Origin of the sequence: Granulicella aggregans (assembly GCF_014203275.1) — a bacterium.
Classification (GTDB): Bacteria; Acidobacteriota; Terriglobia; order Terriglobales; family Acidobacteriaceae; genus Edaphobacter.
The window spans coordinates 224,527-250,557 of sequence record NZ_JACHIP010000004.1 but is presented as its reverse complement, the minus strand read 5'-3'; the positions used below and the strand labels follow the sequence as shown (position 1 = coordinate 250,557).

28 protein-coding genes and 1 tRNA gene are annotated in these 26,031 nt (G+C 59.3%); 17 read left to right on the top strand and 12 right to left on the bottom strand.

Features of this window, described 5'->3' with window-relative positions; genetic code table 11:
• Positions 1-5 precede the first annotated feature (5 nt).
• On the top strand, positions 6-293 hold the full coding sequence (locus HDF16_RS14810) for a putative quinol monooxygenase (RefSeq protein WP_184217943.1): 288 nt from the start codon (positions 6-8) through the stop codon (positions 291-293).
• 142 nt (positions 294-435) lie between these two features.
• On the top strand, positions 436-984 hold the full coding sequence (locus HDF16_RS31270; protein ID WP_184217941.1) for a DUF4440 domain-containing protein: 549 nt from the start codon (positions 436-438) through the stop codon (positions 982-984).
• A gap of 215 nt (positions 985-1,199) precedes the next feature.
• Here HDF16_RS31270 and HDF16_RS14800 read toward each other — a convergent pair whose 3' ends face one another.
• On the bottom strand, positions 1,200-1,766 hold the full coding sequence (locus HDF16_RS14800; RefSeq protein ID WP_184217940.1) for an HIT family protein: 567 nt from the start codon (positions 1,764-1,766) through the stop codon (positions 1,200-1,202).
• A 373-nt stretch (positions 1,767-2,139) separates the two neighbouring features.
• On the opposite strand from HDF16_RS14800, the gene HDF16_RS14795 reads away from it, so the two are divergent.
• Positions 2,140-4,092, top strand: a complete 1,953-nt coding sequence (locus HDF16_RS14795; protein WP_184217937.1) for a 30S ribosomal protein S1 — start codon at positions 2,140-2,142, stop codon at positions 4,090-4,092.
• A 254-nt stretch (positions 4,093-4,346) separates the two neighbouring features.
• Here the strand turns inward: HDF16_RS14795 and HDF16_RS14790 are convergent, their stop codons facing one another.
• The 3 genes from HDF16_RS14790 to infC form a co-directional block, all read right to left on the bottom strand.
• Positions 4,347-5,261 carry a hypothetical protein gene (locus tag HDF16_RS14790; RefSeq protein WP_184217935.1) on the bottom strand — a complete coding sequence of 305 codons (915 nt, stop codon included), beginning with the start codon at positions 5,259-5,261 and terminating at the stop codon, positions 4,347-4,349.
• Between the two features lie 73 nt (positions 5,262-5,334).
• Positions 5,335-5,526, bottom strand: a complete 192-nt coding sequence (locus tag HDF16_RS14785) for a hypothetical protein (RefSeq protein ID WP_184217933.1) — start codon at positions 5,524-5,526, stop codon at positions 5,335-5,337.
• Positions 5,527-5,822: 296 nt separating this feature from the next.
• Positions 5,823-6,464, bottom strand: coding sequence for a translation initiation factor IF-3 (gene infC / locus HDF16_RS14780; RefSeq protein WP_246409121.1), 642 nt, complete (start codon positions 6,462-6,464; stop codon positions 5,823-5,825).
• 237 nt (positions 6,465-6,701) lie between these two features.
• Here infC and HDF16_RS14775 point away from each other — a divergent pair, with 237 nt between their 5' ends.
• Complete coding sequence (locus HDF16_RS14775) at positions 6,702-7,184, top strand: response regulator (RefSeq protein WP_184217932.1); 483 nt, start codon at positions 6,702-6,704, stop codon at positions 7,182-7,184.
• Between the two features lie 187 nt (positions 7,185-7,371).
• Here the strand turns inward: HDF16_RS14775 and HDF16_RS14770 are convergent, their stop codons facing one another.
• The gene (locus tag HDF16_RS14770) at positions 7,372-7,632 is read right to left on the bottom strand and encodes a hypothetical protein (protein ID WP_184217930.1); all 261 of its coding nucleotides are present in this window, start codon (positions 7,630-7,632) and stop codon (positions 7,372-7,374) included.
• 155 nt (positions 7,633-7,787) lie between these two features.
• Between HDF16_RS14770 and HDF16_RS14765 the strand changes: the two genes are divergently transcribed.
• The 4 genes from HDF16_RS14765 (at position 7,788) to HDF16_RS14750 (ending at position 11,138) form a co-directional block, all read left to right on the top strand.
• Positions 7,788-7,874: transfer RNA gene (locus HDF16_RS14765), tRNA-Leu, on the top strand.
• A gap of 56 nt (positions 7,875-7,930) precedes the next feature.
• Positions 7,931-8,740 carry an indole-3-glycerol phosphate synthase TrpC gene (gene trpC / locus HDF16_RS14760; protein WP_184217928.1) on the top strand — a complete coding sequence of 270 codons (810 nt, stop codon included), beginning with the start codon at positions 7,931-7,933 and terminating at the stop codon, positions 8,738-8,740.
• Between the two features lie 4 nt (positions 8,741-8,744).
• A complete protein-coding gene (locus HDF16_RS14755) occupies positions 8,745-9,407 on the top strand; it encodes a phosphoribosylanthranilate isomerase (RefSeq protein WP_184217926.1) in 663 nt (220 codons plus the stop codon).
• Positions 9,408-9,524: 117 nt separating this feature from the next.
• Positions 9,525-11,138 (top strand): EAL domain-containing protein, encoded by a 1,614-nt coding sequence (locus HDF16_RS14750; protein WP_184217924.1) that lies wholly within the window; start codon positions 9,525-9,527, stop codon positions 11,136-11,138.
• Between the two features lie 98 nt (positions 11,139-11,236).
• Here HDF16_RS14750 and HDF16_RS14745 read toward each other — a convergent pair whose 3' ends face one another.
• The gene (locus HDF16_RS14745; RefSeq protein WP_184217922.1) at positions 11,237-11,395 is read right to left on the bottom strand and encodes a hypothetical protein; all 159 of its coding nucleotides are present in this window, start codon (positions 11,393-11,395) and stop codon (positions 11,237-11,239) included.
• Between the two features lie 380 nt (positions 11,396-11,775).
• Here HDF16_RS14745 and trpB point away from each other — a divergent pair, with 380 nt between their 5' ends.
• The 6 genes from trpB (at position 11,776) to HDF16_RS14715 (ending at position 17,189) form a co-directional block, all read left to right on the top strand.
• Positions 11,776-13,026: a tryptophan synthase subunit beta gene (gene trpB / locus HDF16_RS14740; protein WP_184217920.1), complete on the top strand. Its 1,251-nt coding sequence runs from the start codon at positions 11,776-11,778 to the stop codon at positions 13,024-13,026.
• A 26-nt stretch (positions 13,027-13,052) separates the two neighbouring features.
• Positions 13,053-13,940, top strand: coding sequence for a hypothetical protein (locus HDF16_RS14735; RefSeq protein ID WP_184217918.1), 888 nt, complete (start codon positions 13,053-13,055; stop codon positions 13,938-13,940).
• Between the two features lie 78 nt (positions 13,941-14,018).
• On the top strand, positions 14,019-14,840 hold the full coding sequence (trpA, locus tag HDF16_RS14730) for a tryptophan synthase subunit alpha (RefSeq protein ID WP_184217916.1): 822 nt from the start codon (positions 14,019-14,021) through the stop codon (positions 14,838-14,840).
• 63 nt (positions 14,841-14,903) lie between these two features.
• Entirely contained in the window at positions 14,904-15,188 is a 285-nt protein-coding gene (gene pheA, locus HDF16_RS14725) for a chorismate mutase (protein ID WP_348641323.1), read from the top strand.
• Between the two features lie 67 nt (positions 15,189-15,255).
• Complete coding sequence (gene aroF, locus HDF16_RS14720) at positions 15,256-16,305, top strand: 3-deoxy-7-phosphoheptulonate synthase (protein WP_184217914.1); 1,050 nt, start codon at positions 15,256-15,258, stop codon at positions 16,303-16,305.
• Between the two features lie 11 nt (positions 16,306-16,316).
• Complete coding sequence (locus tag HDF16_RS14715) at positions 16,317-17,189, top strand: prephenate dehydrogenase (protein WP_184217912.1); 873 nt, start codon at positions 16,317-16,319, stop codon at positions 17,187-17,189.
• Position 17,190: 1 nt separating this feature from the next.
• On the opposite strand, the gene HDF16_RS14710 is transcribed toward HDF16_RS14715, so the two are convergent.
• Positions 17,191-17,592 carry a DUF2809 domain-containing protein gene (locus HDF16_RS14710; RefSeq protein WP_184217910.1) on the bottom strand — a complete coding sequence of 134 codons (402 nt, stop codon included), beginning with the start codon at positions 17,590-17,592 and terminating at the stop codon, positions 17,191-17,193.
• A gap of 207 nt (positions 17,593-17,799) precedes the next feature.
• On the opposite strand from HDF16_RS14710, the gene HDF16_RS14705 reads away from it, so the two are divergent.
• Complete coding sequence (locus HDF16_RS14705) at positions 17,800-18,090, top strand: hypothetical protein (protein ID WP_184217908.1); 291 nt, start codon at positions 17,800-17,802, stop codon at positions 18,088-18,090.
• Between the two features lie 34 nt (positions 18,091-18,124).
• Positions 18,125-19,363 carry a threonine ammonia-lyase gene (ilvA, locus tag HDF16_RS14700; protein ID WP_184217906.1) on the top strand — a complete coding sequence of 413 codons (1,239 nt, stop codon included), beginning with the start codon at positions 18,125-18,127 and terminating at the stop codon, positions 19,361-19,363.
• Here ilvA and HDF16_RS14695 read toward each other — a convergent pair.
• The 4 genes from HDF16_RS14695 to HDF16_RS14680 all read right to left on the bottom strand — a co-directional run bounded on the left by HDF16_RS14695 (position 19,360) and on the right by HDF16_RS14680 (position 23,228).
• Complete coding sequence (locus HDF16_RS14695) at positions 19,360-19,656, bottom strand: hypothetical protein (RefSeq protein ID WP_184217904.1); 297 nt, start codon at positions 19,654-19,656, stop codon at positions 19,360-19,362. The two genes, ilvA and HDF16_RS14695, sit on opposite strands and share 4 nt — an antisense overlap.
• An 86-nt stretch (positions 19,657-19,742) precedes the next feature.
• Positions 19,743-20,972, bottom strand: coding sequence for a D-alanine--D-alanine ligase family protein (locus HDF16_RS14690; protein ID WP_184217902.1), 1,230 nt, complete (start codon positions 20,970-20,972; stop codon positions 19,743-19,745).
• Positions 20,972-22,318 carry an asparagine--tRNA ligase gene (gene asnS / locus HDF16_RS14685; RefSeq protein ID WP_184217900.1) on the bottom strand — a complete coding sequence of 449 codons (1,347 nt, stop codon included), beginning with the start codon at positions 22,316-22,318 and terminating at the stop codon, positions 20,972-20,974. Before asnS ends, HDF16_RS14690 begins: the two co-directional genes overlap by 1 nt.
• Before the next feature lie 58 nt (positions 22,319-22,376).
• The gene (locus tag HDF16_RS14680) at positions 22,377-23,228 is read right to left on the bottom strand and encodes a sugar phosphate isomerase/epimerase family protein (RefSeq protein ID WP_184217898.1); all 852 of its coding nucleotides are present in this window, start codon (positions 23,226-23,228) and stop codon (positions 22,377-22,379) included.
• Positions 23,229-23,456: 228 nt separating this feature from the next.
• Between HDF16_RS14680 and HDF16_RS14675 the strand changes: the two genes are divergently transcribed.
• Positions 23,457-25,379, top strand: a complete 1,923-nt coding sequence (locus HDF16_RS14675; protein WP_184217896.1) for a PP2C family protein-serine/threonine phosphatase — start codon at positions 23,457-23,459, stop codon at positions 25,377-25,379.
• Between the two features lie 270 nt (positions 25,380-25,649).
• Here the strand turns inward: HDF16_RS14675 and HDF16_RS14670 are convergent, their stop codons facing one another.
• Positions 25,650-26,030: a VOC family protein gene (locus HDF16_RS14670; protein ID WP_184217894.1), complete on the bottom strand. Its 381-nt coding sequence runs from the start codon at positions 26,028-26,030 to the stop codon at positions 25,650-25,652.
• Between the last annotated feature and the right edge of the window lies 1 nt (position 26,031).

The following is a 26,031-nucleotide window of genomic DNA, read 5'->3' as shown; positions in this document are numbered from 1 at the left end:
ATTTTATGGTGAGCTTCACAGTCCGGCTGCGTTTCGATCAAGAGCATCACGAACAGGTAACCGAGCAGCTTCGCGCCCTTACTCTGGCTTCGCGCCAGGAGCCCGGCTGCGTCAACTACGTCGCCCACTTCCTCGAAGCGGACTCGACTACCGTCCTCATCTACGAGCAGTACAGAAACGATGAAGCGCTCGAGTTCCACCGCAACACCCCGCACTTTCACCAGTACGCAATCGGCGGTTTCTACCAGTTGATGCTGGAGCGGCAGATCGAAAACCTTACCGCTATAGTCTGAGCTGCGTCAAAACGACATCCTGGCCATCGATCAGGGAAGCGGCTTTGACTACCTGACTGGGATAGGGCTACGATCCGGATACGTTATGTCTCTTGAAACTTCCGTCGAAGTGTGGGGTCGACTGAAACAGGACAGAGCCCCCGTGGAAATCGCCAGGTCAATCACCAGGTCAATCGCCAGATCGATCGATCACGGAACTAAGCGTGTACTCGCGATACTGCTGCTGGCGGTCGCAGTCCTCGGCATTGCAGGCATCGCCCACGCGCAGAACGCCCACAAAGAACACAAGCGCGACTACAAGCGCGAGATTGAATTGGTCGAGCAGCAATGGCGGACCGCTCAACTCGCTGGCGACGTCGCCACCATGGACAAGTTGCTGGCCGAAGACTACTTCGGCATCTCCAACAATGGGCAGCTGAACAACAAGACCCAGCAGCTCGAACGCCTGCAGAAACGCACCCTTGTGCTAACCAAAATCGACGTCTCGGATGTGAAAATCAAGCTCCTCGGACGCGTTGGAATCGTCACATCGCTTGCCCAGCTCGAAGGCACCAACGACGGACGGCCGCTTCAGGGACTTTTTCGCTACACGCGCATCTACAAGCGCTACCCCGACGGCTCCTGGAAGATCACCAACTTCGAAGTCACCCACGTGCCCAACAAGGGCGAACGCGGCGGCCCAACCGACTAGGCCTTCGAACACCGGCCGCGAACGGCAGCGGAATATAGCCGAGAAGCAGCCAAATGTAGCGGAGTAGCAGCGGGCTTCAGCCTGCGGTAACTGCGCCACGTTCAACGGGGCTTTAGCCCCGGAGCCGGACCACCGACGACTTCCGGCTTTCCGCTCGAAGTCGCATGCTCCTAAAGGACGGCCCGCCGAGGAGACTTCTCTGCATTCACGGCGCTTCATGCCTCCCCGAACGCCTCCCGCAACCTCTCCCAGGTCACATCCAGGCTCTCCGGCAACACCCGCGTCTCACTTAGCACCGTCATGAAGTTAGTATCCCCACTCCACCGCGGAAGCCCATGCAGATGAATATGATTGGCGACCCCCGCCCCAGCGGCCTCCCCCAAATTCAACCCAAAGTTCAGCCCATCCGGCCGATAGACCGCACGCAGGCACCTCTCGATCGACTGCGCCAGCGCCATCATCTCCCCGGCCTCGGCAGATTCCAGAGCCGCCAGCGAATCCGTATGCCGATAGGGAACCACCATCACATGGCCGGTCGAATAAGGGTAGGCATTCAGGCATATATAGCAGAAGCTGCCTCGGTGGACGACGTGCGCCGCCTGCTCGGCCTGTTTTGCCTCCATCCCTGAAGCGATCGCAAACTCGACTGCGGCGATCATATTGCAGAAGACGCACGCATGGTCGCCCACCCAGGCGTCGAGCTCGACAGGTACGCCCTTGCGAAGGCCTTTTTCGGCGCGGCTAACATAGCTATAACGCCACGGAGTCCAGAGACGATCCATAAAAGAAGGTTACAGCAGCCAATAGCCGGGAATCGTTCCCAGCAGCCCGGCTCCCCCCATCCATGCCGGGTTTTGTGAAACCCGCATCAAAATATGCTTCTTCTACCCGCAAGCCAGCGATTAACCGCCCTATTTGCATCACCGGCGCAGCGTATCCGGTTGACTACCACGAATCAGGGGCATATGCTTTTGATTGAGCTACCGCGTGTGGGATCCAAGTGCAGGCAGCCCCTCTGCAAGACATGTCCACTCTCCGATTGACATATCTGAACCCGGAATCATATCAAGCAGCCCTTCTTATCGGGAACTCCACCGATGGGCCTTGTTCCGGGATCGCAGAGCTTGAATCTTGGACCCCGGAGTGCGCATCATCATGGTAGACGACCATAATTCTGACTACAACGAAGGCAAACCCCTGAGCACTGAAATCGAACTCCTCTCGCCCGAAACGACAGTCGAGCATACCGACCTGTCACTTGAATCCACCCCTAACCCAGCCCAGCACGCCGAAGCCACCGAGACCCATGGCACAGTAGCCACCCTCGCAGCCGGTGAAGAGTCCGCAACGAGCGAAGAACCAGACTACGACGCAGCAGACTTTGCTGCCGCCCTGGCCAACTTCGATCGCGAGCAGGCTGCTGAGACGGCTGCTGCTGCCAACCTGACGACCGAAGAAGTGATCGTGACCGGTACGGTCGTGAAGATCACCGACAAGCACGTTGTTGTCGACATCGGACTCAAGTCCGAAGGTCTGATCCCGCTCGAGCAGGTTCTGGACGCCGCTGGCGTATCCAAGTTCCAGGCCGGCGATACGGTTGAAGTCGTTGTCGAGCGCGAGGAGCCGGAAGGCGGCTATCTCGTCAGCTACGACAAGGCGCAGCGGTTGAAGGTGTGGGACAAGCTCGAGCAGGCCGCGAACGATAAGGTTCCCGTCAAGGGAATGGTTCTCAGCCGCGTCAAGGGCGGTCTGACCGTCGACATCGGCATCAAGGCGTTCCTTCCCGGATCGCAGGTCGAAGTACGTCCCGTCCGCAACCTCGACGGCTACATCGGCACCGAGATCGAAGTCCGCGTCATCAAGCTGAACAAGAAGCGCGGCAACGTCGTCATCTCCCGCAAGGAACTGCTTGAGGAAGACCAGAACGCGAAGAAGTCCGTCACGCTCTCGACCCTCGAAGAGGGCAGCATCCTCACCGGAACCGTGAAGAACCTGACCGACTACGGCGCATTCGTCGATATGGGCGGCCTCGATGGCCTGCTCCACATCACCGACATGAGCTGGGGCCGCCTCACTCACCCTCGCGACCTCGTCAACGTTGGCGACGAGATCCAGGTCAAGGTCCTCAAGTTCGACAAGGATAAGCAGCGCGTCTCGCTCGGCTTCAAGCAGCTCACGCCTGACCCGTGGCTCGATGCAACTGAGCGCTACCCGATCGGTGCCCAGGTTCGTGGCCGCATTCTTTCGGTCACTGACTACGGCGCGTTCGTCGAGCTCGAGCAGGGCATCGAAGGTCTCGTCCACGTCTCTGAGATGACCTGGTCCAAGCGGATGAAGCATCCGTCGAAGATGGTCAAGCCCGGCGATGAGGTCGACACCATCATCCTGAGTGTGAACCCGAACGACCGCCGCATCTCGCTCGGCATGAAGCAACTCCAGGACAACCCCTGGGAAGCTCTTGAGGACAAGTACCCGACCGGCGCCATCATCGAAGGCCGCGTTCGCAACCTGACCGACTTCGGCGCCTTCATCGAGATCGAAGACGGCATCGACGGCCTCGTCCACGTCTCGAACCTGAGCTGGACCAAGCGCATCAAGCATCCCTCTGAAGTTCTGAAGAAGGGTGAGAAGGTTCGCGCGATCGTCCTCGGTGTAGAGCCGGAGAACCGCCGCCTCTCGCTCGGCGTCAAGCAGCTTCAGCCGGATGTCTGGGACACGTTCTTCGCCCAGCACCGCGTTGGCGACGTCATCAAGGGCAAGATCCTTCGCACCGCGCAGTTTGGAGCCTTCGTTGAGATCGCTGAAGGAGTCGAGGGCCTCTGCCACGTCTCTGAAGCAGCCGATGCGACCGGCAAGCCGGTTGCGCTCGATGTTGACTCAGAGCACGAGTTCAAGATCGTCAAGATGAACCAGGAAGAGAAGAAGGTTGGCCTCAGCATTCGCGCAGTCGGCGAAGAAGCCAGCCGCGCCGAAGTGGAGAGCTACAAGGAGCGCGAGAAGTCGCCGAAGGGATCGGGCAACTCCGGATCTTCGTCTTCCTCCTCGTCTTCAAGCAGCAGCACCACTCTGGGCGACCTGATCAACTGGAAGAAGTCCGAACGCGAGTAATTGCACTCCTGCGCAAAGGTAAAGGCCATCCCGATTGGGATGGCCTTTACCTTTGCGCTAACAAACGATATCGGGAAAGCAAGCAGGAGTCTTGGAACCTGCCTCGAAAGACATCATCCTGTCCGGACAAGAACAAACACGTCGTCTTGACCCAAGCAGAGATGACACGTCATCTCGACCGACCAGCGGGAGTGGAGAGCCCCCCGCATTTCGCTCTTGACCCGTCTTTTGCTGGCGACTCCCTGCCGGCAACCTCAGGCAGCGTCGGTGGAGCGCGACGGCAGAACCCCGGGCCATGCCGTGGTCGTGTTCATCTTGGCCGAAGCCCGGCGCATGATCTCAATCTCGGCAGGAGCAAGCATATCCGGCGGAAGCCCCGCAATCGCGACATGCCCAGGGCTGTCACCCAGGACCTCTGAGATCTGGTTCCAGCGCAGGAACGGCGAAGTGGTGGGCAGCGTGATCAGGCGGCGCTTCGGCTCCGGCATCGCAAAATAGATCGTCCAGGTGAGGAGAGTGAGGCAGATCGCCCCACCGCTGATCAAACTGAATGCACCGTACATGCTGGAGTTGACATTGTTGATCCAAGCGGACTGGACCATATCCGTCGTCGCCATCACACCCAAGCCCAAACTTACGCCAAAGATTCGGCTGCGATAAGACAGCCCCATCGGACGGATCGCGAAACAGACGAACAGCAGCAGACAGAGAATCAGGATGCTCTGCGTGCGCTGCATCTGAGAAACGAATCCGATGAGGTAGTTAACCTTTGTAATGTGAGGAGCGAATGCGGAACCCAGGGCGACGAGGACAGAGATTCCTGCCACCCATTTGAAGACCAGCATCCCCAAAGTATGAAGCCCCTTCAAGGGAGCCATCGCGAGGCGATACATGCTGCAGATCACGATCAGCATGAAAACCGATTCGACCGCAAATGCCGTCCAGTACGTGTAAAAGTAATACACATACGCTGTCTTCGTGCTGATCACCGAACCGCCGAGGGAGTCTATCGTCCACTCGGCGGTGAAGAAAGCTACTCTTGCAAGTAAAAGGGTCGCCAGATAACCGTAGGACTTGACCGCTTTCGCCCGAAGCAAGGCCGCAACTGCAATCAGGCAAAGGAGTGGATCGCAATACCCTAACAGTTTGACCGCGTGCGCGAGTGTCATGCGTAGCTCTCCTCACAGCATTTCGTAAAGCAAGTCTACGCGAGGCTGTGAGGGAAACGGTACTTTTTTTAGCTTACTTACCCTTATTCGCAGCCATGCCGCAGTCAGTGGTTCCATCTGGCGGGCAGGTCGGAACGGGCATGAAGGACGAAGAGGTCATCGACGAAGCGGCGATCGTGCGGGCGGAGGCAGACGAAGTCTTGGTGGAGGCTGCGGCACCGGTGAGGGCGAGGACGACGACGAAAGCGCGGACGATGTTCTTCATGGTGTAGCTCCTTATGGGTAGGGTCAAACAAAAGTTGTAGACAAACTCAATATTCAGAAGATAAGATCGTATCGTCCATAAGTCCAATAAAATCATATATATAGCTGAATAATTAACGCCTGCGATTACTAACGTAATGCCACCATCGCGCCATGGCGAAACTTTCCATGAACCGAACCGCGCGCGCGTTGCACGGATTCACAAGCACGAAAAAGGCCACCCGGATTAGCGGGTGGCCTTATGTTGCTAGAGGCTTTTAATTTTCGGAGTCGACGAGTGAGCGATCGCTCAGATATCTATGCCTCGACCGGAGTTTCGACTGAAGTCGCCTGGGGTGCCGTCGCAGGCTTCTTCACCACCGGCTCCAGCTTCTTCGAAGGAGCGATAATGGCGTGCAGCGTGGTGCCTTCCATGCGTGGCATGAACTCCACCAAACCAGCATCGCCGATATCGAGGATCAGCCGGTTGATAATCTTGTAGCCCAGATCGCGGTGAGCCATCTGGCGCCCCTTGAAGCGCAGCGACGCCTTCACCTTGTCGCCTTCGCCGAGGAAGCGGACGGCCTGGTTCTTCTTGGTCTGGTAGTCGTGCTCGTCGACGGTCACAGAGAACTTGACCTCCTTGACGACGATCACCTTCTGCTTCTTACGCGCCGCGCGTTCGCTCTTGTCCTTCTCGTAGAGGAACTTGCCGTAGTCCTGGATCTTGCAGACCGGAGGCACGGCATTAGGAGATATCTCGACAAGATCGAGCGACTTTTCGCGCGCCATCTTCAGGGCATCGAACGGAGCCATGACGCCAAGCTGCTCGCCATTTTCGTCAATGACGCGGATCTCGCGAGCGCGTATACGCTCGTTGGTACGGATAAAAGACTTCGCGGAACGCTTATCAATCGGTGGAATAATTTGCCTCCACAGCCGAGCCCGCAGGCTGGCCATGCGTGGTTGAGATTTAGGCGCACCCACTTCAGGTTGCACCGCACACTAAAGTGTAGCATTCGGTACGTCCCGCCACAGGTTACCGACAGTCGAAATGCCCGCAAAGACACGGCCGCTGGCAAGGCCACAGGAATGCAACGATTGGACATTTGGGCGAAGAGACGGGCAAGATGAGAAACGCCGCTAAATCACGCGCCAAAGCGCGTAGCAGGCGAAGGGCTTGAGAAAGGTCAGGAAATGAAACGCAGGATCCTGCTTGTAGATGATGAAGTAGCCGTACTGTTGACGCTGAAGGCAGTACTTGAGATCAGCGGCTTCGATGTAGATACCGCCGCATCGGCCCGCGAGGGCAAGGCCAAGCTTCGCAAGTTCGAGTACAGCATGGTCATCACGGACATGCGCATGGAGAGTGAAGACGCCGGCGTCGACGTAGTAAAGGCCGCCCGTGCCGCCGCCTACAATCCCGCCATTGCCCTGCTCACCGCGTTTCCCACCGACGAAGATGGCTGGCAGTACACCGGCGCCGACAAGATGCTGGTGAAGCCTATGCAGACCCGCATCCTGCTGCAGCAGATCGAGAAGCTGCTCGAGACTCACGAAGCCAAGAAGGCAAAGGCGACGGGCGTTGTTGCAGTCCCGGTAAAGGCCGTGCGCAAGTCCGCGCCGAAGAAGGCAGCGTCGAAGCGAGTCGGAACCACCAAGCCAAGTCCAAGGAAATAAAGCCGCTTCCGCCACCAGCGAGTGTAGTACATCAGAAACCCTGGCCGGCCCTAACAGTTCGGGTGCCCCATCCATACTCGCGTCGTTTGCGAGGATGGGTGGGACGTACGCGGCTGGGATAACCGCCGCCCTGTCTGACCCACGCCACCAAGCCACTCGCTAGCCAGCGGAAAACTCCCGCAAGGTCTTACTTTGCTGTGTGCGCCTTCACAAACTCGCGCAGCGCCAGATTGATATTCAAGGCCTTCTCCACGCCGCCATCCAGCATCCGCAGCCAGTCAGACGCCGGCTCCTTTAGCTCCACAGTCCCCAGCAGATAGCTGGTCTGGACCAGGATCTCCAGCGCGTTGCTCAGGTCGTGCGCCAGCTTGCGGATTCCCAGCGCCACCTCCTCCGGAATCATCTCCTTCGTTTCGGCAGAGGGCAGGGGCATGTTCGAGTCAGTCATGGAGGCCACTTTCTGTTCGGAAGTTCTTCGCAATCAATTGAACGCGAGTTCAGTGTAGGCGAGCGGAGCCTCAATTGACAGCACCGGCAGGGTTTGACACACTAGAGGTTCACGGTTGAAGGCTTCAGCACTTTGCTGAGACGCTTTTACAGCGTGCCGTAGTGGCGGAATTGGCAGACGCGCATGGTTCAGGTCCATGTACTCGCAAGGGTGTGGGGGTTCGAGTCCCCCCTTCGGCACCAAAGATTTTTCTCTCCAGCTTCAAACCCGTCTCGATTCAGAAGACAAGAGCGAAGGCATGGCGACCCAGCTTGACCAGATTCTGGCGCGAACCGCGCTCGATGTAGCAGAGCGTAAGGCAGCAGCCGATCTTCCGGCCCTCGAGCGCCGGGCCGCAGCCCACCAGCCGCGCGGATTCGCGGCAAGCCTCAAAGCCATCTCCGAAGCAAAATCTCATCCCGCAGTCATTGCGGAGCTAAAGAAAGCCTCGCCCTCTCGCGGTGTGATCCGCCCGTCATTCGACCCCGAGCCGCTCGCAAGGGCGCTCGAAGCCGCCGGAGCCGGTGCGTTATCCGTACTGACCGACGAACCCTTCTTCCAGGGCTCTCTACGCAATCTTGAAATAGCCTCTGCGGCAACATCGATCCCCTGTCTGCGCAAGGACTTCATGGTCGACCCCTTCCAGGTCCTCGAAGCCCGCGCCTCGAACGCCGACGCGATTCTTCTCATTGTCGCCGCGCTTACCGACGCCGACCTGAAGCTCCTGAGCACCGAAGCCTACGCCTACGGCCTGGACGTCCTCTGCGAAGTCCATGACCGCAACGAACTCGACCGCGCCATCCAGATCGGCTGCCAGATGATCGGCGTCAACAGCCGAGATCTCCGCACCTTCGTCATGCACCCGGAGATCCAGGTTGAGTTGGCCGAGACCATCCCCTCGAACGTCGTCCGCGTCGCCGAGAGCGGCATCAAGGGCCGCGAAGACATCGACCGCCTCACCACTGCCGGCTATGACGCCTTCCTCATCGGCGAGACTCTGATGCGAGAGAGCGATCCCGGAGCAACGCTCAGTGCCCTGCTCGCCCGCGAAGCGGCAGTCCTGGCGTAGCCCCATGTGGATCAAGATCTGTGCCAACACGAACCTTGAAGACGCCCTCCTCGCCGCTGAGCTAGGTGCCAATGCCGTCGGCTTCGTCTTCGCGCCCAGCAAGCGCCAGGTGACCCCTGCGCAGGTTGCTGCGATCACACCGCATCTGCCTTCTACACTCGAAAAGATTGGCGTCTTCATGACGCGCGACGAGCAAGAGATCGTCGAAACGTTCCGCCTCACCGGCCTGACCGGCGTGCAACTGCACGGCGGCCTCGACCTTGATCTCGCGCGTGATCTGCGAAAAGAGCTTGGCGACGCCGTCACGATTATCCAGACGATTCACTGGACCGTCGATGGCGAAGCCAACAATGCGGAAGAGGTTCGCAAACAGTTGCGGAAGATCGCCCAGGAGGCGGCCATCGACAGCGTCTTGATCGACTCGAAGAACGCAAAAGGCGCGGGCGGAACCGGCGTCAGCTTCGATTGGGCCGCAGCGCGCGAAGCGTTGGCGGATTATTCAGGCAAGCTGATCGTGGCAGGCGGTCTGCGCCCGGAAAACATAGCTGCGGCCATCGCCGCCTTGAACCCCTGGGGTGTTGATGTCGCCAGCGGAGTCGAGGCGGCCCCAGGACAAAAGGATCGCGAGAAGCTGCTGCGCTTCATTGCAGGCTCTCAGCCTAGATAACATTTACTGTAGGCGCGCAGCCCATCCCTTGGGGCATCAAGCCCAAATCAGTAATTCGTGTAGGCTGTAAGCGTCAGTCTCAAATAAAAATTCTGAAATCCAGTCATAAGGCACGAAATGATTTCGGATCTGGACACGTTACGCAGAGCTATTGAACAAAACCAGATTGTCCCGTGCTTTCAACCCCTTACGGCGTTGCGAAGTGGCAAAATTACGGGTTTTGAGCTTCTCTCGCGGTGGCTGCATCCGGACTGGGGCCTCGTCCTCCCGGAAAACTTCATCCCCCTGGCTGAACAGAACGGCCTCATCTGGGAGCTTACCCAGCAGGTCATGAGCAAAGCCTTTGCCGCGGCCTCACTGCTCGCCAGCCCCCTCTTGCTCTCGGTAAACATCTCCCCTCTCCAACTCCGCGATGCCACGCTGGTAAACGGAATTCGCGACCTCGCTGAGGCCGGAGACTTCCCCCTTGACCGCCTGATGATTGAGATCACCGAGAGCGCCATGGTCACCGATCTCAGTCGCGCCCTTGTCGTGGCAAATGAGCTCAGAGCCATGGGCTGCAAACTCGCGCTCGATGACTTCGGCACCGGATACTCCAGCCTTGCCCAACTACAGGTCCTTCCTTTCAACGAGTTGAAGATCGACCGTGTCTTCATCAATGCCATGATGAAGACACGTGAGAGCCGCAAGATTGTGGCCTCGATCATTGGCCTGGGACACAGCCTCGGACTGGTAACAGTCGCCGAAGGTGTCGAAACGGAGGCCCAGGCCGACATGCTGATCTGGCTCGGCTGCGAACAAGCGCAGGGCTGGCTCTACGGTAAGGCTGTACCAATCGACGAGATCACGGGCTTCGTCGTCGCCGCCCCTCGCCCCATCTCTCCCGGAATGGCAAGCCCAGGCGAGGGTTGGGCAAGCTCCAACCTGCAGGCGCTTCCCGCCCAGCGGCTCTCCCAGCTACAGGCGATCTACGATGGAGCTCCTGTAGGCCTGTGCTTTCTCGACCGCAATCTGCGCTACATCAGCCTCAATCAGCGGCTCGCGGATATCAATGAGATTCCTTTGGTGGATCACATCGGCAAGACCGTGGCCGAAGTGCTGCCAGAGCTCTTTCCCCGCATCGAGGCGTACCTGGCTAGAGTGCTGAAGGGAGAATCCATATCCGAAACCGACATCTCCATTCCACCCAAAAGCGATAACGACTTGGAGAAGACACTCCGGGTGACCTACTACCCCGCCTTCGACGAAGCGGACGAGGTAATCGGCATCTCCGTGGCGGTGCTGGATGTCACGGGCGAGAAAAACGTCGGAGACCTGCCCATGGCGGGTGCAGGTTACGCCACGGCCCTGGCGAACCAGACTACCGTGTTGACCAACGCTGTAGACGCTCTGGCGCAGACCGTTCAAGCGAGTTCAGGCTGGGTGCGCAGCATTCAGGAGATCAAGGCCTATGCGCGCAACCTCGGTTGGATGGAAGCTCTGCATCCGGATGACCTGGAACCCACGATTAACACGATCAAGGCCGCGCTCGAGACCAAAGCGCCCGTCGACATCGAATACCGCGTAGGCGACTTCGAAGATAAGTGGAAGTGGATGCGCTCCAAAGGCGTGCCACGGTTCGGACCGACGGGCGAAGTCGTTCGCTGGTACGGCACCGTGGAAGAGATTCACGATCTTAAAGTCAAAGCAGACCAGCAGATGCCGGGAAGATCGAGTAATCCCGGAACCTGAGATCGATTCTGTTGTTTGGATCAGTTTGGGATGGGGGTGAAGCTGGCCGGGCCCGGCCTGTCGAAACACGCGGAATATCCGCGAAAAAACGTTAGTGATTAGTGGTGCGGCTGCGACTCATGAATACGCGCGTGGGGAGCGCGATCGTGCATCGTCGAACCATGCTGGTGAACGCTGGGTGTCTGCGTACGGGCCACTGCGAGTACGGGACTAACGCCAGCAACCAGTGCGAATACGAGTGCAATTCTCAGTTTCATATTCTCCTCCATTGCTGCAGATAGGACGCGCGAACGTGATGCTCGGATTCATGATTTTGTTGTGCGGGCCCATAGAAATTCGTTACAGAATCTCAGAAATTTGTTTCACTCCCACAAAATTTCAGCCAGGTGAGCTTGCGAGACTATTGGCGAGGAGTGTATCGTCGACTTCAAGATGACTTTTGCCTCCAGCCGCTTTAGCTTTACCTCCCGCTACTGGCGCTCCTTTTGGAGCCCGGACGCGGCATCGGCGGAGTAGCTTCATCTGAGACACGAGTAACGCTTCAGTTGAATCGACATCCACACGAGCCGCGACCCTAAAGGTTGCGGTTTTTCAGTTTTAGACCTGCATTTTTTGATTTGGTTTAGAGGAACTTCTGATGAGCGTTGCAGCAGCGATAACGGAAGAGAAAACGTCCCCAGCCCAAGCTACGGCCGGTCGCTTCGGGGCCTACGGCGGACGCTACGTACCCGAGACCCTGATGGCGGCACTCGAAGAGCTCGAAGTGGCCTATGCCGCCGCGCAGGCCGACCCCGCATTCCACGCCGAGCTCAATGGCCTGCTCCACACCTACGCGGGCCGCCCCACGGCGCTCTACTACGCCAAGCGCCTCAGCGAGACCCTCGGCGGCGCAAAGATCTACCTCAAGCGCGAAGACCTTCTCCACACCGGCGCCCATAAGATCAACAACGCCCTCGGCCAGGGCCTGCTCGCAAAGCGCATGGGCAAGCAGCGCATCATCGCCGAGACCGGCGCGGGCCAGCACGGCGTCGCTACCGCCACCGTCTGCGCTCTCCTCGGCCTCGACTGCGTCATCTACATGGGCCAGGAAGACATGCAGCGCCAGGAGCCCAACGTCTACCGCATGAGGCTGCTCGGTGCAGAGGTCCGCGGCGTCACCGGCGGCTCCGCTACCCTGAAGGACGCCATCAACGAGGCCATGCGCGACTGGGTCACCAACGTCCGGTCCACCTACTACGTCCTCGGCAGCGCCCTCGGATCGCACCCCTACCCGACGATGGTCCGCAACTTCCATCGCGTCATCAGCATCGAGGCGCGCCAGCAGATCCTCGAGGCCGAAGGCAAGCTACCCGACGCAATCATCGCCTGCGTCGGCGGCGGATCGAACGCCATCGGAGCCTTCTACGAGTTCCTTCCCGATACCAGCGTCGAGTTGATCGGTGTCGAAGCCGGCGGCCGAGGCACGGGCCTTGGCGAACACGCCGCCCGCTTCCAGAAGATCGGCGGAGGCACCCCCGGCGTCCTCCAGGGCACGTACTCCTACGTCCTGCAGAACGACGCCGGACAGATCTCGAGCACGCACTCGGTCTCAGCGGGATTGGACTACGCATCTGTCGGCCCGGAGCACGCGATGCTCCACGATTCGGGCCGCGCAAGCTACGTCTCGTGTTCCGACGATGCGGCCCTCAAGGCCGTAGTGACGCTCTCACGCACCGAGGGAATCATCCCCGCTCTTGAATCGGCCCACGCGGTGGCAGAAGCGATCCGCATCGCGCCAACCCGCTCACAAACAGACATCATCATGGTCAACCTCTCAGGACGCGGCGATAAGGACATGGGGATTCTCGCGCGAGAACTTGATCTGAAGGGAGCTTCAGACGTCTCCTAAACCATGGAAGCTGAGGATAAGCCCAAATGTATTCACCAGAATTAGAAGGCAACGAACAATTCCAGTTGATGGGTTTCCCACCGTTCCCACGGGCTGTCTTCATCGAGTCCCAAAGGATTGACGCGTGCATGGATTACGCTCTACGGAATCATGGGGGACGCATCGCGATTACTCCGCTCGGCGGATTCGAGCTCCCAGATATCTCTTTCCTTTCACGTTTTCCATGGGTCGAGGAACTCCATATCCAACATGCTGACATGATCGACATCTCCAGCGTCGCCGCTCTCGGACACCTTCGCTACCTTCTCATTTCAGGGAGAGCAAAGCAGCCGCTCGACTTAGCGAACTTTCCTTTACTGAGAGAACTTCGAGTTCAGTGGTGGCCGAAATTGCGACTCGGTGAATCACTGTCATCATTACGGACACTATCCTTGAGCAATTACTCTCCCGCGAATCGCGATCTCTCTGGTCTGCCCGAAATGCCGCATCTCGAGGATCTGGATCTGGTTCAATCGCGCAATCCGACGCTTTCAGGGATTGGTCGCTTCACAAGTCTCAAGAGGCTGACGGTGGATTATTTTTCTAAATTATTCGATATATCTGCGCTCAGCGCCTTCGCGGACGGCGTTCTGGAAACACTGGAATTTGGGAATTGTCCAGCACTCGCGCACCATGATCAGGTGAAGGTCATTCGGTCGCTAAAGCGACTGGCATTTAATAAATGTGGAGAGATTACTTCTCTCAAGTTTCTAGGCGAATTGCAGGCATTGGAGAGCTTTTCCTTCGTGCGCACAAACATCGGCGACGGTGATCTGACACCCTGCTTGAAGCTTCGGTTTGCAGGATTTTTGAACAAGCGTCATTACTCTCATCGAAGCTCTGACTTTCCCGACGCGGGCGTTTCGGCGATCTGAATCCGCAAGATGCCTACCGCACCATGAATGAAACAACCGCACGGCTGAAGGCAATACTGAGATTGGAAACCATTATCTATGGCGATTAAATTTGAAAAGAAACCCGGCATCGTCGCCTACCTAACCACCGGCGACCCCGACCTCAACACCACCCGCGACATCGCCCTCGCCGCCATCGACAACGGTGCCGACGTCATCGAGCTCGGCGTCCCCTTCTCCGACCCCCTCGCCGACGGCCCCGTCATCCAACGCGCCAGCGAACGCGCCGTGGCTCGCGGCGTCCGCCTCACCGACGTCTTAGTCGTCGCGAAGCAGATCCGCGAAGCCCGCCCCAACGCCGGCCTCGTCCTCTTCTCCTACCTCAACCCAGTCGTCCGCATCGGCATCGAACCGCTTTGCCGCGAGGCCGCCGACGCCGGCATCGACGGCATCCTGCTCACCGACATGATCGTCGAAGAGGCCGACGAATATCTCGAAGCTCTGCGCGCCAACCAGCTCGCGCCTATCTTCCTCGCCGCGCCCACCAGCCCCGACCGCCGCTTGAAAGCCATCGCCGAGGCCAGCCTCGCCACCGGCAAACCCGGCTTCGTCTACGCCATCTCCCGCGTCGGCATCACCGGCACGCAGACCCAGGTAGCCGACGACGCCGAAGACCTCGTAACCCGCCTGCGCCAGTTCACCAAGCTGCCCATCGCCGTAGGCTTCGGCATCTCGAACTCCATCCACGTTGCCGCCGTAGGCAAGTTCGCCGAAGCAGCTGTCATCGGCAGCGCAATCGTCTCGCTCATTGAGAAGACCCCGCCCGAGGAGGCAGCAACTGTCGTCGGCAGATTTATCTATAAGCTCCGCGATGGCGCAGGCCCATCACAACAATCGGGCATCCGCGCTGCATATCGGTAAGCAGGTATCCCAGTATGATGGGCGTTGCGGATTTCAACCTTCAACGTAGAGGGATAGTGGCAAATGAGTGAGACAGGGAGCACAGAGTTGGAGCTGGCAGACTGGCGAACCAAGATCGATGCAATCGACGAGCAGATCGTGAAGCTCATCAGCGAACGGGCAGCGGCAGCAACCGCCATCGGCGAAATCAAGCATCGCAGCGGCCTCGCAGTCTATGAGCCGCAGCGCGAACAGAACGTCTTCGACCATGTGAAGCGAGTGAACCCCGGCCCGCTGCCGGACCAGGAGATGCAACACATCTACGAGCGTCTGATCGATGTAATGCGGTCGCTGCAGAAGAAGAGGTAGCAACAAGATTCAGTTTCATAGAAAGAACCGCAAGGGACTAATTAGAAAGAAAGCAAGGACGCGGCAAATGATCGTAGCGATGCAGGACCAGGCTTCCGACGAAGCCATTCAAAATGTGATCGAGCGGATGGTTGAGCTCGGGTTCAACGTTCACCGCACCACCGGCTCGGTGCAGACCATCCTCGCGGGTGTCGGCACACCCAGCCACTTCGATGTGTCGGAGTTCAAGGTGCTGACCGGCGTCCACGATGCCTACCGCATCTCCTCGCCGTACAAGCTGGCCGGTCGCAGCTTCCGCCCCGAAGGCACGCGCATCACCTTCCCCAACGGCGTCGTCGTCGGTGGCGAGGAAGTCATCATTATGGCTGGCCCCTGCTCGGTCGAAAATCGCGACCAGATCCTCACCTCCGCCCGCCAGGTCGCCGCAGCCGGAGCCCAGTTCCTCCGCGGCGGTGCCTTCAAGCCGCGCAGCTCGCCCTACAGCTTCCAGGGCCTCGGCCTCGAAGGCCTCAAGCTCCTCCGCGAAGTCGCCGATGAGACCGGCCTGCTCGTCATCACCGAGGTCATGGAGATCTCGCAGATCGACGTCATGCTCCCCTACATCGACTGCTTCCAGGTAGGCGCACGCAACATGCAGAACTTCAATCTCCTCCGCGAACTCGGCTACGTCCGCAAGCCGGTGCTGATGAAGCGCGGCATCGCCGCCACCATCGAAGAGGTCCTCCTCTCGGCCGAGTACATCCTCTCCGGCGGCAACTACGACCTCATGCTCTGCGAGCGCGGCATCCGCACCTTCGAGACCTACACCCGCAACACCATGGACGTCTCCGCGATCCCCGTCCTCAAGAAGCTCACCCACCTGCCCGTCTTCGCCGACCCCTCGCACGGAGTAGGCATCCGCGACCTCGTGCCCCCAATGGCCCTCGCCTCAGTAGCCGCCGGTGCCGACGGCCTACTGATGGAGATGCACCCCAACCCCGACAAGGCCATGTCCGACGGCGCACAATCACTACGTCCAGAGCAGTTGACGGAGCTGGTGAAGAAGCTCAAGCAACTCGCGCCAGTAGTAGGCCGGACTATCGCCGAAGGTGTGACCGCAACGGCCCCGGCCAAGTAGTCGCGAGACGAATGATCCAGCGAATCGTCATCATCGGCACGGGCCTGATCGGAGCATCGACAGGCCTCGCCCTTCGTGCAGCGAAATTCACCGGCACGATCGCAGGCTTCGACGCAAGCGGAACAGAACTCGCAGCAGCGCTCGAAAATGGCGCAATCGACACCGTCCTGCATAGCCGCGCCGAGACGATTACCGCTTGCGAGAGCGCCAGCGTAGTCATTCTCGCCGTTCCCGTCCTCGCCATCCTCGACTGGATGCACCTTCTCGCACCGGTCCTCAAACCCGGCCAACTCATCACCGACGTAGGCAGCACCAAACTCCAGATCACCGACGCCGCCACGCGGCTCTTTGCAGGAGTACAGGCAGCGACGTTCCTCCCCGGCCACCCCATGGCTGGCAAAGAGTCCGGCGGCGCAGCCCTCGCCGAGGCCACGCTCTTCCACAACGCGATGTGGCTCTGCACGCCACCCACGGAACGTGAGCCTTCAGCCATCGAGCAGGAATGGCGCAGCTGGATCGCCAAATTCGGCGCACGCACACTCGATCTCGAAGCCGCCCATCACGACGAACTCTGCGCCTGGGTCAGCCATCTGCCGCAGATGCTCTCGACCGCCCTCGCCGCGCTCCTCGAAGACACCTTCGGCAACGATCCCGCGCGCCGCGCCGAGATCGACGCCATCGGCGGCCGCGCCCTACGCGAGATGACACGCCTTGGCGCGAGCCCTTACAGCATGTGGCGCGACGTAGCCCTCTCCAACACCGATCCCGTCGCCGCAACCCTGCTCGCACTCGAACAGCGACTCCAGCACATTCGCGAGAACCTCAAGACTCCCGAGTTGCGCGAAGAGTTTCTGCTGGCCAACAAGTTCCGTGAACGACGGTAGGCTAAGCTCCTCCGCGCCGGATGAAGCTACGATCCAGCCGCACCGCAATCGCAATCGCCACAAGATAAGCGACGACATCCCACCACGAAAAGTACCGGCCCAGCAGCAGCGATCCCGCGAGCGTACGCCGGAACGCATCCAGCACCGACTCATGGTAGAGCTTGAAGAACTCCACCAGCGCCGCGATGACAGCGACGAAGATGCCAGAAGTAAGCGCGCTCCACACCGGTGCAAGCGCAGCGACGATCCAGTAGATCATCATCGCCCACAGCATCGATCCGCCATACTTCACGATCACGTAAGGCAAGCCCATGGGGACGCGGCGCAGCACGAGGCCAAGAACGATGGTCAAGATAAGCAAAGCGAGATAGGCAGAGCGGCGGGGATTGGTAGAGGATCGCATGCGTGTTCTAGATACATGCTAACAATGCCCGCTACGCGCGGGGCGGTCACTTCGTGACGCGTATTGGGCTTCGCGTAGTGCTCGCGCTGCTCGCCAAATAAAGTCTATGCCGACCAAAGGAAGGCCCATGCAAAGCGGTATACAAGTCACGAAGTGACCGCCCCGCGCGCAGCGGGCCTTTTTGTCTTTCCAGTAATCTAAACAAGCATGAAGCTGACCATAGCAGCGATCCGTTCCGGCACCGACCCCATCGGCAAGCTGCCCCACGCCGCCTTCCATCGCTGGCTTGAAGATCCCATCTACTGCCAGAAGTGCGACGCCGCCTACAACCTCGTCGTCCCATGGGACGACGCCGTGAGCAAATTCTTCGAAGACCAGTCGCGGCCTTTGATCATGCTGCTCCGCAAAGCCGTACAGCTTGGCCACGGCAACAACCACCGCGTCTCCCACTTCGAGACCTCAGGCGTTGTCGTCCGCAGCATCACGTCCGCGAACTGATGCGAGGCAAGGCCGCTTCACGTAACATCGGAAGATGATCACCGAAGCCACCAGCATAGGTCTAGACGACGTCCTCGCAGCACGGGAGCGGCTGCGTGGCTCGATTTATTACTCCCCCTGTCCGCATTCGGTGATGCTCTCCGCCCAGACCGGGCAGGAGATTTACCTCAAGCTCGAAAACCTGCAGATGACGGGCAGCTTCAAGGAGCGCGGCGCGCTCAATCGCATTGCCCTTCTGACGCCGGAGCAGGCCAGCCGTGGCGTCATCGCCGCAAGCGCAGGAAATCACGCCCAGGGCGTCGCCTACCACGCAACCAAGCGCGGCATCCGCGCACTCATCGTCATGCCTCTCGCAACCCCGCTGGTCAAGGTGACGGCGACTCGAAACTTCGGCGCGGAAGTCCTGCTCCACGGCGCGAACTACGACGAAGCCTGTGAAGAGGCGACACGGCTCTCGGCAGAACAGAACCTCACCTTCATCCATGCCTTCGACGACCCAGCCGTGATGGCCGGCCAGGGCACCATCGGCCTCGAGCTGCTCGAACAGATCCCCGAGCTTGAGGCAGTCGTAGTGCCCATCGGCGGCGGCGGCTTGATCGGCGGAATTGCCTGCGCCATCAAGCAATCGAAACCCTCCGTCCGCGTCATCGGCGTGCAGACCTCGCGCCTGCCTTCGATGCAGATCGCCATGGAACAGGGCCACCCTGTCACCATCGATCCTTCGACCACGATCGCCGACGGCATCGCCGTCCGCCGCGCAGGCGAAGTGAACTTTCCCGTAGTCCAGCAATATGTGGATGAAATCGTCACCGTCGATGAAGACGAAATCGCCTCCTCCATCCTCGTCCTGCTCGAACGCGAGAAGACGCTCGCCGAAGGTGCGGGTGCTGCGGCTCTTGCCGCACTGCTGCAGAAAAAAACTTCGCTCTCTGCTCGCTCGCTGCCGGCTCACACGGCTGTTCTCGTCTGCGGCGGCAACATCGACGTCACCCTACTCTCCCGCATCATCGAGCGCGGTCTCGTGCAGGATGGCCGCATGATCCGCCTGCGCATCCACTTGCTCGACAAGCCCGGAGCGCTCGCGGAACTCACCGCCCTGATGGCGAAGTATCGCGCCAACATCGTAGATACCCTCTACAACCGCGCCTACTACGGCGTGAACCTCGGCGACACCACCATCGACATCACGCTCGAGACGCGCGGCCGCGAACAGGTCGAAGAGCTCTTGGACGCGCTCACCACTGGCGGCTATAAGTTCAGCCGCGTTCTTTAGCTCGCGTGTGCGGCACCGCTGTTTGTACGGACGAACAGCGTCTGCGTGGCCCGCGCATTCAGTTGCCGGGCAAGCAACGTGGCGTTCGTCACCGAGGCCATCAGTTCGTGAAGCTCCTCACCTTGCCTGGGCCGCTCGTGCACCATCTCAAGGTCGGAGTGGAACTCCTTGAACCGGTGCAGCTGTACGATCTGGTCATCAAGCAGAGCCATGCAGGCCTTCATCTCGAGTAACTCGATCTCTTCCCGTTGCTCTTTCGTCAGGCACGCTATGGAATACAGTTCGTCGCTCATAGCGGCGATCTTAGATCGCCCCGACGGAAAGCTTTATCCCACGCTTGGGGTACGCGAATTTCGGACATCCCTGCAGTACCACAAGGCTACTCGCGGCTGAAGCTGGTCTCCGCCTTTTCCTTCTGCCGCTCGACAGCAAGCTGAATCAATCGGTCGATCAGCTTCTTATAAGGCAAACCAGAGGCCGCCCACAGCTTCGGGTACATGCTGATCTTCGTGAAGCCCGGCATGGTGTTGATCTCATTCAGGAAGATCCGCGCCGGCTGTCCCTTGCGCTTCGGCTCCATCAGGAAATCAACACGAGCGAGCCCAGCGCAGTCGCACGCGCGGAAGGCCGCAATAGCCATCTCACGAATCTGCTTCACTTCAGCTTTGGAGAGTTCAGCCGGAATAATCGGCACCGAAGCATCCGAGTGGTACTTCGCGTTGTAATCGTAAAACTCCGCCCCCGGCACGATCTCGCCCACCACCGAAGCCTCCGGCGCATCGTTGCCCAGCACCGCCACCTCAAGCTCCCGAGGCTTCGCTCCCGGCCCACCCACGCCCTGCTCGATCACCAGCTTGCGGTCGAAGCTGGCAGCCAAATCCATCGCTGCCGCAAGCTCGCTGCGATCATGCACCTTGCTGATTCCGACCGAAGAGCCAAGGTTCGCCGGCTTCACAAACACCGGATACTCGAGAGACTTCTCAATCAACTTCGTACAGCGCTTCGCATCAGCTTTCCACTCGCTGCGAAGGAGAGCGATATGCGGCGTCTGCGGCAGGCCGGCAGCCACGAACAGCCGCTTCATCACATCCTTGTCCATCCCAGCGGACGAACCAAGCACGCCCGACCCAACGTAAGCCACATCGGCAAGCTCCAGCAATCCCTGGATGGTGCCGTCCTCGCCAAACGTCCCATGAAGCACGGGAAAGATCAGGTCCACACCGAGAGCATTCGTCTCTGCCGGTGAGGTCGCAAGGGCAGCATCCGCACTGGCTACAAGATCGATGGTCTGGAAGCTCGTCGCGACATGCGGCTTAGGCTCAGGAATACTCAATGCCTCCCCGCTGCGAATGACCGCCTTCACGCTGGCGAACTCAGGATCGTCCGCAGTAGGCAGATTGAGAGCAGGTGCCGCAGGCCCGCCAGTCAGCAGATGCTGCGCCTCAAGGTCGCGCACCCATTGCCCTTGCTTCGTTATGCCAAGCGGAACGATCTCGTACTTCTTGCGATCGATCGCCTTGAGTATGGACGCAGCGGAGAGCAGCGATACCTCGTGCTCGCCGGAGCGCCCACCAAAGAGAATGCCGATGCGGAGTTTTTTCTTTGCCATTAGGGATAAATCCTATTCAACGTCCGCGCAAACGGAATGGTCTCCCGCACATGATCCAACCCACAGATCCAAGCCACCGCTCGCTCGATCCCCATACCAAAACCGGCATGAGGAACCGACCCGTATCGCCGCAGATCGAGATACCACTGAAACGCATCGAGCGGCAGATGATGCTCCTCAATGCGACTCTTCAGCAGGTCATAGCTGTCGATGCGCTGGCTGCCACCGATGATCTCCCCGTAGCCCTCCGGCGCAAGCACGTCCACGCAAAGCGCCTTGGTCGGATCGAGAGGATCAGGCTGCATGTAGAACGCTTTGAACGCCGCCGGATAGCGATGCACCATCACCGGCCGGTCGAACTGGCTGGAGATGTAGGTCTCATCAGGCGATCCAAAATCGTTGCCGTAAACAAACTCGTTCTCGATCTTGCCTTCCTTGAAGGCCTCGGCAAGCATCGCCGCCGCCTCGTCGTAGCTGATCTTCGGGAACGGCGCCTTGATCGTCTCAAGCTTCGTCACGTCGCGGCCAATCACCTTCAGGTCGGCCCGATGCCCTTCAAGCACGCGAGCAACAATGTGCGAGATGAAGTTCTCCGCCAGCTCCATCAAACCATCGAGCTCGATGTAAGCGACCTCCGGCTCAATCATCCAGAACTCCGTCAGGTGCCGCCGCGTCTTCGACTTCTCCGCGCGGAAGGTCGGCCCGAAGCTATAGACCTTACCCAGCGCCAACGCCGTCGCCTCGATGTAGAGCTGGCCGGACTGCGTCAGGTAAGCCTTGCCGTCATCGAAGTAGTCCATCTCGAAGAGTTCGCTCGTGCCTTCACAAGCGTTCGGCGTCAGGATCGGCGGATCGGTGCGCGTGAAGCCGTTCGTATCGAAGTACTCCGCCGCAGCCCGCATAATGGTCGCGCGAACCCGCAGAATCGCCGACTGCCTTGGCGTACGCACCCAAAGGTGCCGATGCTCCATCAAGAAATCAACGCCGTGCTCCTTCAGCGAGATCGGGAAAGGCGTCTCGGCGGAGACCTGCTGGACGATCTCGAGATCCTGCACATCAAGCTCGAAGCCGCTGGGAGCGCGACTATCAGCGCGCACTTTCCCCGTCACGATGACGCTCGACTCCAGCGTAAGCCCCTTGATGCGGTCGAAGACCTCCGGCGCTACAGCAGCCTTGGGCACGATCCCCTGGATCGTCCCCGTACCGTCACGGAAGATGGGGAAGAGCAGCTTGCCACTTTCGCGCAGGTTATATAGCCAGCCGCGAAGGATGATCGTCTCGCCTTCATGCTCGGACAGCGTGGCGATTGTCGGATATGTTACTTTTTCGGTTACAGATTCTGACATGTGCATCTCTTTCAGTTACAAATTGCGGTTGCTCTTTGTTTGGCCCATTTTTTGTTTGTCATTCCCGAAGGGAATCTGCTTCTGCATTTTTCTCAAACAGATCGTACGCCGTCCGCGCCTTTGCGGACACCGATTCAGCAGTCTCTTCAAGCTCGTGGGAGATTTCAAGAATGCCGGGAACACCGGCTGGTAGTTCCGCAGCGATACGTGAAAACGCAGCCCAGTCAATCCCGCCAGCACCGGGCCAAAGGTGCTCATCGCGCACACCGTTGTTGTCATGCACATGAAGCTCGCCAATGCGGTGCTTCAGCAGCGCAAACGAGCCCTCAAGCCCGATCTCCGAAAGCTGCGCGTGTCCCGTATCGAAGCAGACGCCGACGTTGTCGAAGTGCCCCACCTTCAGCACCTCGAGAATGTGTTCCGGCGTAGCCACTTCGTTGTGCAGGTTCTCCACAAGGCACTTCACTCCCAGCGGATGCGCAAACGCCTTTAGGTGCTCAATCGCCGTAAGCGAGTTCTCCAGCGACCGCGCGCTCCAGTGGTCCTCGCGTACGCCGAGATGCAGCACCACCGCACCGAACGGTATCTGTTCCGCCGACTCAATCGCCCGCTTCACCTCGTCCATTGCATCGATCCGTCGCGACTTCTCCACATCGATCAGGTTCAGCGTGGGCGCAACATGCCGGCTCCACTGCGCATCCGCATACAACGGCTGGTGAAGCGTAGCCGTGACCTCGTTTGACCGGAACCACTGCGCAATCTCGCGCACCACGGAGCGATCGGCGTAATCGAAGTGGTGGCGCGCGGCGAAGATCTCAATCGTCCTCGCCCCGCCGCGAACCATGGCGTCCAGCAAGCCCGGGTGCAGGCGCTGCTGTAGAAATACGTGGGTAGAGATTCCAGGCTGCATCACCTTCTAGGCTAACAGCCTGCTCTTTCAACGGCACGATCCCGCAACGCTCGGATAAGGCCTTTCTGCATAAACCGCTACACCACGAACCCGTCCCAGACCACAGTGGGGCACCCCATATACTTCAGCTTCACCGAGATGAGCTGGAACGCCCTAACGCTCCGCGCTAGACTGGAGCATTCCAGCAGCATCCCCACCGGCCCCTTTCAAAGCAATCGCGGAGCAGCCTTGCGAAACGTTCTCCTGATCCTCCTTGCCCTGACAGTGGTCGCCGTCCCCGCAAGAGCCCAGTCCGAGTCCCAGTCCGAGTCCCAGTCCGAACTCAACACCCAAATCCTCGTCCCCGAAGACGACGGTTGGCGCGTACACCTTGGCGATGACCCTGCCTACGCCGCTCCGAACTTCGACGACTCGACCTGGCAGCAGATTACCTTCGGCAACGATCCACCCGAGTACCTCTTAAGGGGGCACTCCCGTTGGTTTCGCAAGCGCATCGCACTCCCCGCACAAGCTGGTCCCATCGATCTCCTTCTGATCGGCACGCAAGGGTCCTTCGAGATCTACATCGACGGCGAACGAATCGGCGGTCCCATCCTCTCCTCACTTCGCTGGCGCAAGGGTCAGGAACTCATCTTTCCGCTTCGCACAGCAAGCGGCTCCGGCCGGAACAGTGTTGAAGTGGCTGTCCGCTCTCATAACTATGATTCGGAGTTCAGCGACATCCTTGATTTCAAGGCCACCATCGGCAGTCCCGCAGCCATTGAAGTTGCGGCCCGCGCTCATGAGGGAATCCGCGTTGGGAAGATGGTTGTTCTCATTGGCATTCTCGTCGCGATGAGCGTTGCGGCGCTCCTTGTCCTCGCTCTCTTCTATCAGCAGCCCGCGCACCGGGAGTATCTCTGGCTTGGGCTTACGCTCCTGTTCTTTGCCCTGACGACTGGTATACCGGCAGTCGACATCTATGGTGGCGCACCGTTTTCATGGAACGTCTTCCTTGGAGATCCCTGCACCTACTTCTTTATTGCGAGCCAACTCGAGTTCATCTACAGCTTTATCGGACGTAGGCCAGGCCGGCTTGTTCGCCTCTACCAAGCCGTTCTCGTCCTGCTTCCTCTTCCCTTCAACACCCTCCTATTTCTGGGCATGTTTCCGAGCGGCACGCTTGAATGGGTCGAGAACACGCTCACGCTGCCTGCCATGGTCCTCGTTTTGGTGATCCTGGTTCGCGCTTATCGCAACGGTAACCGGGAAGCTGGGCTGCTTGTAATCCCTACCATCTTCGCCAACGCGTCTGGATTCTTTTTCGGGGTTGAGATCATCGCGCAAACGCACGATCCCAGCTTTGCATTTCCATCGTTGAACCTCGGTCTGGTCCGGTTCAGCTTCGTAGCGGTCTTCACCGTGCCGTACCTGCTCTCGATTGGTCTGCTCATCTTTCTCCGCTACAACCAGGTCTCGCGCGACCAGGCGCAGACCCAGGCGGAACTTGAATCTGCCCGCACCGTTCAGCAGATCCTCATCCCTGATGAACTGCCGAATATACCCGGGTTTCGCATTGAATCCGTCTACCACCCCGCCCAGCAGGTCGGCGGAGATTTCTTCCAGATCCTGCCCATCGAAAGCGGCGGCGTTCTCGCGGTGCTCGGCGACGTCTCCGGCAAGGGCCTTCCCGCCGCCATGAACGTGGCGCTGCTCGTCGGAACCCTCTGCACCCTCGCCGAAACCACCACCGACCCAGCGGAGATCCTCACCGGCCTCAATCGCCGCCTGCTTGGACGCTCGAAAGGTTTCACCACAGCGATCGCCGTCCACATCGGGTCCAATGGAGAAGCCGACATCGCCATCGCCGGCCATCTCAATCCCTATCTCAACGGCCGTGAACTTGTGCTCGAAGCAGCGTTGCCGCTCGGCCTGACCGCCGAAGCCGTGTATGAAAAGACCGCGCTAACGCTTGCACCCGACGACACCCTCACCCTCCTCACGGACGGCGTCCTCGAAGCCCGCGACGCGACGACTCAGGAGCTCTTCGGTTTCGACCGGACCCTCGCCATCAGCGCTCTACCCGCTGCGGAGATCGCCGCCACCGCCCAGCGCTTCGGTCAGGACGACGACATCGCCGTCCTCACGCTCACTCGCGTGGTGGGCGTCTGAGATCCTGACCGGCCATAACAGGTCGGGTGCCCCAGCAGCTAACCCGTCCCTGGATCGACCACCGGGTGCCGAAATCCGGGTGCCCCATCCATGCAGTCCCATCGCATGGGTGGGACGTAGGACGCTCAAAGAACGGTTGCGACCGGTTCGAAATCTATTTCGCGAATCCGGTGTTGCTCCTACCCTCTAGAATCGGCGTCCTGAACGGCGCGATTCACGGGCTCATAGTGACCGTAAAGTCGAAGAGTCCTACATCTCACCCAGGGCCATTTACTCGGGACGAAGATAGAACTCAACCCGCAGGCCATCTGGATCATCGAGCCATATGAATTCCTTCAGTCCATACTCATCAATTTTGATACCGCTGTTCTCTATCCCGGAGCTATCCCGTTGAGCCTGCATTGCTTCAAGCTCTGCGAGGCTCCGGACACCGAAGGCTATGTGGTTTAGCCCGATGCTCTCTTTGTCGTATGTTCCAAGCTCCGACTCAACGGCAAGCGTAAAGAAGATGCGAGTTCCACCGACGATGTACATGAGACTCTCTTCATCACGGTATGTGGGTGGCCCAAGAAGCGCGTTGTAGAAACGCTCGGTCTTATCGAACGACGAGATTCGAAAGACCAGGTGATCGATAGATACAGGGCCAATCATG

What these genes read in the sequence shown, in the direction of transcription:
- HDF16_RS14810 (WP_184217943.1), top strand. Translation starts at nt 6, where the DNA reads ATGGTGAGCTTCACAGTCCGGCTGCGTTTCGATCAAGAGCATCACGAA.
- HDF16_RS14800 (WP_184217940.1), bottom strand. Translation starts at nt 1,766, where the DNA reads ATGGATCGTCTCTGGACTCCGTGGCGTTATAGCTATGTTAGCCGCGCC.
- HDF16_RS14795 (WP_184217937.1), top strand. Translation starts at nt 2,140, where the DNA reads ATGGTAGACGACCATAATTCTGACTACAACGAAGGCAAACCCCTGAGC.
- HDF16_RS14790 (WP_184217935.1), bottom strand. Translation starts at nt 5,261, where the DNA reads ATGACACTCGCGCACGCGGTCAAACTGTTAGGGTATTGCGATCCACTC.
- HDF16_RS14785 (WP_184217933.1), bottom strand. Translation starts at nt 5,526, where the DNA reads ATGAAGAACATCGTCCGCGCTTTCGTCGTCGTCCTCGCCCTCACCGGT.
- infC (WP_246409121.1), bottom strand. Translation starts at nt 6,464, where the DNA reads ATGGCCAGCCTGCGGGCTCGGCTGTGGAGGCAAATTATTCCACCGATT.
- HDF16_RS14775 (WP_184217932.1), top strand. Translation starts at nt 6,702, where the DNA reads ATGAAACGCAGGATCCTGCTTGTAGATGATGAAGTAGCCGTACTGTTG.
- HDF16_RS14770 (WP_184217930.1), bottom strand. Translation starts at nt 7,632, where the DNA reads ATGACTGACTCGAACATGCCCCTGCCCTCTGCCGAAACGAAGGAGATG.
- trpC (WP_184217928.1), top strand. Translation starts at nt 7,931, where the DNA reads ATGGCGACCCAGCTTGACCAGATTCTGGCGCGAACCGCGCTCGATGTA.
- HDF16_RS14755 (WP_184217926.1), top strand. Translation starts at nt 8,745, where the DNA reads ATGTGGATCAAGATCTGTGCCAACACGAACCTTGAAGACGCCCTCCTC.
- HDF16_RS14750 (WP_184217924.1), top strand. Translation starts at nt 9,525, where the DNA reads ATGATTTCGGATCTGGACACGTTACGCAGAGCTATTGAACAAAACCAG.
- HDF16_RS14745 (WP_184217922.1), bottom strand. Translation starts at nt 11,395, where the DNA reads ATGAAACTGAGAATTGCACTCGTATTCGCACTGGTTGCTGGCGTTAGT.
- trpB (WP_184217920.1), top strand. Translation starts at nt 11,776, where the DNA reads ATGAGCGTTGCAGCAGCGATAACGGAAGAGAAAACGTCCCCAGCCCAA.
- HDF16_RS14735 (WP_184217918.1), top strand. Translation starts at nt 13,053, where the DNA reads ATGTATTCACCAGAATTAGAAGGCAACGAACAATTCCAGTTGATGGGT.
- trpA (WP_184217916.1), top strand. Translation starts at nt 14,019, where the DNA reads ATGGCGATTAAATTTGAAAAGAAACCCGGCATCGTCGCCTACCTAACC.
- pheA (WP_348641323.1), top strand. Translation starts at nt 14,904, where the DNA reads ATGAGTGAGACAGGGAGCACAGAGTTGGAGCTGGCAGACTGGCGAACC.
- aroF (WP_184217914.1), top strand. Translation starts at nt 15,256, where the DNA reads ATGATCGTAGCGATGCAGGACCAGGCTTCCGACGAAGCCATTCAAAAT.
- HDF16_RS14715 (WP_184217912.1), top strand. Translation starts at nt 16,317, where the DNA reads ATGATCCAGCGAATCGTCATCATCGGCACGGGCCTGATCGGAGCATCG.
- HDF16_RS14710 (WP_184217910.1), bottom strand. Translation starts at nt 17,592, where the DNA reads ATGCGATCCTCTACCAATCCCCGCCGCTCTGCCTATCTCGCTTTGCTT.
- HDF16_RS14705 (WP_184217908.1), top strand. Translation starts at nt 17,800, where the DNA reads ATGAAGCTGACCATAGCAGCGATCCGTTCCGGCACCGACCCCATCGGC.
- ilvA (WP_184217906.1), top strand. Translation starts at nt 18,125, where the DNA reads ATGATCACCGAAGCCACCAGCATAGGTCTAGACGACGTCCTCGCAGCA.
- HDF16_RS14695 (WP_184217904.1), bottom strand. Translation starts at nt 19,656, where the DNA reads ATGAGCGACGAACTGTATTCCATAGCGTGCCTGACGAAAGAGCAACGG.
- HDF16_RS14690 (WP_184217902.1), bottom strand. Translation starts at nt 20,972, where the DNA reads ATGGCAAAGAAAAAACTCCGCATCGGCATTCTCTTTGGTGGGCGCTCC.
- asnS (WP_184217900.1), bottom strand. Translation starts at nt 22,318, where the DNA reads ATGTCAGAATCTGTAACCGAAAAAGTAACATATCCGACAATCGCCACG.
- HDF16_RS14680 (WP_184217898.1), bottom strand. Translation starts at nt 23,228, where the DNA reads ATGCAGCCTGGAATCTCTACCCACGTATTTCTACAGCAGCGCCTGCAC.
- HDF16_RS14670 (WP_184217894.1), bottom strand. Translation starts at nt 26,030, where the DNA reads ATGATTGGCCCTGTATCTATCGATCACCTGGTCTTTCGAATCTCGTCG.